This window comes from Pseudarthrobacter sp. CC12 (genome assembly GCF_039907755.1).
Classification (GTDB): domain Bacteria; phylum Actinomycetota; class Actinomycetes; order Actinomycetales; family Micrococcaceae; genus Arthrobacter; species Arthrobacter niigatensis.
In genome coordinates, this window is sequence record NZ_JARDJH010000065.1 from 1 (window position 1) to 5,824 (window position 5,824).

Annotated in this window: 5 protein-coding genes and 1 pseudogene; 2 read left to right on the plus strand and 4 right to left on the minus strand. The window is 59.2% G+C overall.

Annotated features, from left to right (window positions below; genetic code table 11):
* Positions 1 to 129: 129 nt before the first annotated feature.
* The 4 genes from PV772_RS22685 to PV772_RS22700 all read right to left on the minus strand — a co-directional run bounded on the left by PV772_RS22685 (position 130) and on the right by PV772_RS22700 (position 3,616).
* Positions 130 to 1,284: a hypothetical protein gene (locus PV772_RS22685; RefSeq protein WP_347887664.1), complete on the minus strand. Its 1,155-nt coding sequence runs from the start codon at positions 1,282 to 1,284 to the stop codon at positions 130 to 132.
* 149 nt (positions 1,285 to 1,433) lie between these two features.
* On the minus strand, positions 1,434 to 2,075 hold the full coding sequence (locus PV772_RS22690) for an SIR2 family protein (protein WP_347887665.1): 642 nt from the start codon (positions 2,073 to 2,075) through the stop codon (positions 1,434 to 1,436).
* A gap of 231 nt (positions 2,076 to 2,306) precedes the next feature.
* Entirely contained in the window at positions 2,307 to 2,717 is a 411-nt protein-coding gene (locus PV772_RS22695) for a DUF732 domain-containing protein (protein WP_347887666.1), read from the minus strand.
* Positions 2,718 to 3,043: 326 nt separating this feature from the next.
* Positions 3,044 to 3,616: a recombinase family protein gene (locus PV772_RS22700; RefSeq protein WP_347887667.1), complete on the minus strand. Its 573-nt coding sequence runs from the start codon at positions 3,614 to 3,616 to the stop codon at positions 3,044 to 3,046.
* Between the two features lie 1,228 nt (positions 3,617 to 4,844).
* Between PV772_RS22700 and PV772_RS22705 the strand changes: the two are divergent.
* Together PV772_RS22705 and PV772_RS22710 are read left to right on the plus strand one after the other, a co-directional pair.
* A pseudogene (locus PV772_RS22705) lies at positions 4,845 to 5,255 on the plus strand (four-helix bundle copper-binding protein).
* A gap of 126 nt (positions 5,256 to 5,381) precedes the next feature.
* Positions 5,382 to 5,783, plus strand: a complete 402-nt coding sequence (locus PV772_RS22710) for a hypothetical protein (protein ID WP_347887668.1) — start codon at positions 5,382 to 5,384, stop codon at positions 5,781 to 5,783.
* The last annotated feature ends 41 nt before the right edge of the window (positions 5,784 to 5,824 follow it).

Below are 5,824 nucleotides of genomic sequence, written 5' to 3' on the forward strand. Positions count from 1 at the left end.
GGTGGACACCGACACGATCATGGCCCTCAGCACATAAGCGAAGGATCAACCGTTACACCACTCCTCGGGACTTGACCCTTCTATGAACAAATCAGTATTTCCTTAGAACCCTGTAGAACTCTCTATAAGCTACGTTTGCGATGCGGAATCAATCCAAAGTTCGTCAGGTCCTATTCCGCCGGCAGCACCCTTCCAGGACAGTTCACTTGCCCTGCGGCCAACGGCCAGACTCACGACCAGGAGCCCGGTAGACAGTCCCAATGCACTGTCTGCTACGTCGTCCCTGATCAAAGGATGATCGTTGCCTTCAGCGATCAACTCCGAGGCAAGTCGATCCGCCACCGGGGACTTCCACCGCTGACCGGCTACATAGTCAGTGGCCAAAATATGAGGTCTGCGAACTATTGCTAGGTCCCCCATCCGGCCCAAAGTGTCGTCACATGATTGAACCGCTGCCGCATGGACCTTCCGCCAATGCTTGACGTCCCCTCCAGATTGTTCGGCATCTTCGAGGCTGAATTGGGCGTTGTATACCTCCATTCGGTCTGCTTCAAGCTGGCTCAGCAACTCCCTAAACTCCGGGTGGTTGATAACCAGCACAGCCATTCGCAGCACCTCAAAGGTTTGCCAGGCGTCTTCCAGCCGCTCGGATCCGGCTACAAGCGACTCCGAAAGAAGAGGCCGAAGGAACTTGTACAGCCGTGGCGGGCTGCCATCGAGTGCCCCGTCGGCTTCGAGCACCTCTGCAAGCCTTTCCTGCCGGTCGTTGAAAGGGTTGGAGCGTTGACGGCTGAGCAGTTGGGCAAGCAGGCCGTACCGTTTTGAAGCGACAGCGGAGATCCCGGCGGCGTAATAAAGGGCAGAGCCTGCAACGAGCCGGAGTTTGAGCAGCTTTGTCCACCCGCCGGCACGCAGTTGCCTGCTGAACCGCTCGATTTCGTCGGTCCACCAGACGTCGGTCTTTTCATTGCCCCAGTAGGCGAGGGCACAAACGAGTGCCACAGGTACTTTGCTGGCTTCTTCTATGCGGTCCAGCATCGCTGCGTACCCGTCGGGGGCTTCCTGCGGATTATCGGCAGTGGGAAACTCGGGCAGCCGGTGAAGTGCCTCAAATTCTGTGGACAGCCGGTCGTGGAGACCGATGGCGACCCACTGGCCTGACAGTTCCCTTTTCGCTGTTTCCGAGGCAACCGTGGCCGTTAGGGGATGACGTGCCCGGCGACTGTTCAGCGCGGCGACGGAGTCAGCCAGGAACCCGAATGCCGTGTCGGCGTCAGTGGGCACTAAAGCGCCCTTCTTGAGCGTCCGAAACTCGGCCGCCCGTTGTTCCTGGGTACCCGGCTCAACCCAGGAAAGTGTGTAACGGCCCGGATATTGCGTCTTGATCGCGTCAATCAGGGCTGGATCATGGACCCCGGACCAGCCAGCGACTATCAGTCCATAATCAGCCAGGACCGGTGCAGCAGGTCAAGCATTGCCGGCTCGTACGACGCGAGCTCGTTGACGGTGTTCAGCATTGTTGACGGATTCAGGTAGTCCCCGTGGAGATGGACCACACAGCAATCCAGCGTGTGAAGAGGCGCGAGCCCTTCGGCGTCGGCGGCGGACGCGACGATAGTGGGCTCCATCCCCTCGGCGCGGATAGCTTGTTCAATGAGCCTGTCGAAGTTCAGGGTGACGAGAACGCGGATGATGCCCGCCTTCACCAGCCGGGCGAGGGCACGATGGGCGAGCGTTGGCTGCTTGGCTGACGACGCCGGGTCTGCCGGTTCGAAATAGGATCGCAGGAGTCGTTGGCGCTCCAGAGGAGCAGGGGCGAGCTTCTCCAGGATGGACTGGTAGCTCAGGGGCTCGCCGTAACGTTCTGTGTACCACCGTTCGTGTTCAGCTGGCTCCTCTTCGCCCATGAGAACTGCAAGACGATCGATGAGATCGGTCATCACTCCCCAGGTGGTCGGGATACCGCTGGCGGCCGAAACGCCGGCCCCGACCAATACTGAATAAGCGCCTGGATTGGCCCGGAGGGAGAATGCCAGTGCCAGCAGCGAGTCCTCGTGTGGTGTGGGGCTTGTCATGGTCATCACCATATCTGTGCACGGTGGTTTGGACACCGCGACGAATCTGCGCTGCCAAGCTGGTGAATGGTGAAGTGACCCCGCTTTCGGTTGGTCCGGGCTTCGGCGGCCCTCGCTGTCGACGGTGTCCCAGTTCCTTGAATATGGAAGCGTGGAATGTCGGGCAGTCCCCGCCCCGCATGACTCGGGCCCCAGGGGAGGACGGGGGTGCGGAATCTCCCTGAACGTGAACTAAGGAGCCTGATCCGGGCAGTAGTGGCTGATTGACCTAGCCAAGACGAACGCCACCTGAACCTCAAACTCGGGGGTATCGTCAGGCTTTATGAGCCCGTTGCGAATCTCACCGTATGAGACGCCGTCGCGCCGCATTTCGCAAATGTAATGGGCGAGTTCGATTAAGGACTCGTCACTATAGGTACTGAAGAAGGACGCGTTAGCGCGAACGTCCTCGATGAACGGCTTGTCCGGTGGTGGGCTGGAGCACCCGGTCAGGAGTGAGGCCACAGTAAGTATGCCGATGGCAACTTTGATGGCCCTCGCGCTTCCATTTGAAGCGGCGCGGAGTAGATGTCCTGTGCAGTTAGCAGTCCGGTCTCGAGTTAGCGCTTGCAGATGTTTGTGCAGTTCATCCTCGATCCCCATGAACAGATGATAGGAGCTAATACCAATAGCGAGAAGCTCCACGGACGGGCTATGCAGATTCTTGAAAACGAAGGATTCCGAGAAAGTCTCGAATCGAGAATGCCGGGTCGATGTCAATTTCAGTACCCGTCTGCACAGCTGGCCTCGTGTTTCCGGGGTTGTGCAGACGGGTATGGATACCGAGGTGTCAGAACTCGCCTGCACGAAACGGCATTCCGCTCTACACTGCCCTGCACAAGCCGCAACTTTTCAGACTGCGCGATATCCGCGCGGGGCTCTTGCCCCCACGGACATGCCGGTGTTTTGTTCCCCGACCGGCCGGCAGGTCATGGTTTCGCGAGGTGCCGGTAGATCGTGGGCCGGGTGACGCCGAATTCCTGGGCAATCTGCTCCACCGTGTGAGTCCGCTTCCCGTCGGCGCCCTTTTCTTCATACATTTCCCGCGCCAGCTTCACCTGGCGCGGGCCGAGCTTGGCTTTCTGCCCGCCGGTCCGCCCACGCGCCCTCGCCGCGGCCAGACCATCACGGGTCCGTTCGGACATCAGAGCATGTTCGAACTCGGCGATTGAGCCAAGGATCTGGAAGAACATTCGCCCCATCGCGGTGGACGTATCGATGCTTTGGTCCAGGACCACCAAATCAACCCCGCGCTCCTGGAGAGTCCTGGAGACCTCGATGAGGTTTTCCAATGACCGGCCGAGTCGGTCTAGTTTGGTCACCACGAGTTGGTCCCCTGCCCGGTTGGCCGAGAGCAGGGCCTTGTCCAGTTCAGGCCGGCGGGCAAGCTTTCCCGAAGCCACATCAACGAACACCTGGTCGCAGCCAGCCGCGGCCAGGGCATCATGCTGGGCCTCGGGGTGCTGATCACGGGTAGAGACCCGCCCGTATCCTACGCGCATCTCAGCAACGTATCACCAACCCTACTGAGGATTACATAGGCGCGTACACGGCAAGCTTTACAGAATTGCTCGCGTAGTTCCAAGATGTGCCGAACACGCGCAGTAGTGTCTCGCGAACGATCGTTTGCAAGATACGTTCTATTCCTCGCTTAGCCCAGGGACACGAAGCGAGCCGACTGCGCTACACATGTATGGATGGACAATCGCAACAGGAACACGCAGCCCGCGCCGTCACTGACATTCCGCACGGGAACCGAGGCGGACTTCCCTGGATGCGCAGAACTCTGGATGAATGCCGCCCTGAATCAGGCGGCCGCTTTTCCCGACAGATTGCTGTTTGCGTCCACAAGGAGTCCTTCGGCTGACAGTGGCCGGGCCTGCTCCAAATCACGGTAACTATCCCGACCGGCGCCTCTTTGAACCAGCGTCGCCATGTGTCGCCCGGTGTTTCCGCACCCTCTCCCAGGCTCCAGATGAGCCGAAAGTTTGTCTTGAATAGCTGTTGTTTTCCGAGAACACGTTCGGAACCGGCAGACAGGCGGCTAGTAAGTATGCTGACCTTTTACTAAGGTGAGCATAGATTGACCGGCGAAACCGGAGGGCCGACCCATCGCGAGACCAACGCTTGGCCGAACAGGCACGACCGTGTCTGCGGTTGTGCGGGCCGTGCTGGGTCTTGCACTGTTGATCACTCTGGCAATGCCGTTCGCCACCGCCCTATGCATGGCGATGGAACATCCCGGGATGACGGGCGCGTCCGTCCCGGTTACGTCGGAGCGGGCCATACAGGTTGGAGACCCTGCGTCGGCGATGGCCCATCCTGTAGTGGCGTCTTCACGTCATGCCTGTTGCGAACGGCAGTCGGGTGCCCCGAAAATAGTTACTCCGTCACACCGGTTTGTCCCTGATGCCCCGGAGGCGCTTCCCACCCCGGCAGCGGAGGTTACCGCTTATGGCGGGCGTAAGTTGCCTGGATGGTTCGATCTCGCGCGGGAGAAACCCGATCGTCTCGCACCGTCCCTGACGGCCCTGTCTATCAGCCGGACGTAAAACCGGGCCCTATCGCCCGCCCTCTTTCTCGGCGTGCGGTTAGCCGCCGTTGCGTCTCAGGTTCCGGGGCGTCTGGGCCGCTCAGAAGCGGTCCGCGTAATCAACGCGTAATCAGTAATGAGTAAACCGCCGGCGCCCTTTATGGCTCTGTTGTGCCCCCAAAATAAAGGAGAAAACAATGACGCATCATGTCAGGTCCATGCTCGGTACTTACCCGAAGGATCTTGGCGGGGTGGACAAGGAGAAACTGGTTTGCCTGCATTGAGGCATGTTTCGAATGCTCTCAGACCTGCACCGGCTGTGCCGATGCCTGCCTGAGCGAGGAAATGGTTTCGGAGCTGACCAAGTGCATCCGCACCAACCTCGACTGCGCCGACATCTGCGCGACCACGGGGAACATCCTGTCCAGGCACACGGGGTATGACGCCAATCTCACCGAGCCGGCCTTGAAGCCTGCCGCACAGCGTGTAAAGCCTGCGGGGACGAATGCGAACAGCACGACCGAATGTATGAGCACTGCCGGGTCTGTGCTGAGTCCTGCCGCCGGTGCGAGCAGGCTTGTCAGGAACTGCTGTCCGCACGGGGCTAGTCTCACGTCACTTCCGTGCACACCTGGGCTTGGATGCACGTCCGGGTCAACTGCCAAAATCCACAACACCCCGCTTCGTACTTCCGCAGGAGCCGGGGTGTTTGGGGACTCAATAAGGAGTTTGTCATGAGTGAAGAAAAGTACGACCGGAACCAGTCTGGGCATGCTGATGGGCATGCCGGGTCCGGATCAGCGCGAATGTATGTTAAGTTCGGCGTCATCTTGCTGGTCAGCCTCGGGCTGATGTGGGTCTTGTCGATGTCGATGGTCCGATCAATTGACCACTTTTATTTCAACCTGAGCAACTTCTGGATGGCTTTGCTGATGGTCTCGGCGATGGCGATCGTCATGATCTTGGGTATGTGGTCAATGTTCAAGAACAAATGGGCAAACATTGCCATGTTGGTGGGGTTTGCGGTGCTTTTCGGGGCAGTCTTCGCCCTGGGACGCACAGAAACCTTCGTGGGCAACGAGCAATTTCTGAAATCGATGGGGACTGCCCCGGCTTTTGTTGACTTGGGGTCTTAGGCCGCTGTGAGCGCGGTCCGGTTGATTGTTTCATATTCGAT

Coding starts and splice junctions, on each gene's coding strand:
- PV772_RS22690 (WP_347887665.1), bottom strand. CDS start 2,075: ATGACAAGCCCCACACCACACGAGGACTCGCTGCTGGCACTGGCATTC.
- PV772_RS22695 (WP_347887666.1), bottom strand. CDS start 2,717: ATGGGGATCGAGGATGAACTGCACAAACATCTGCAAGCGCTAACTCGA.
- PV772_RS22700 (WP_347887667.1), bottom strand. CDS start 3,616: ATGCGCGTAGGATACGGGCGGGTCTCTACCCGTGATCAGCACCCCGAG.
- PV772_RS22710 (WP_347887668.1), top strand. CDS start 5,382: ATGAGTGAAGAAAAGTACGACCGGAACCAGTCTGGGCATGCTGATGGG.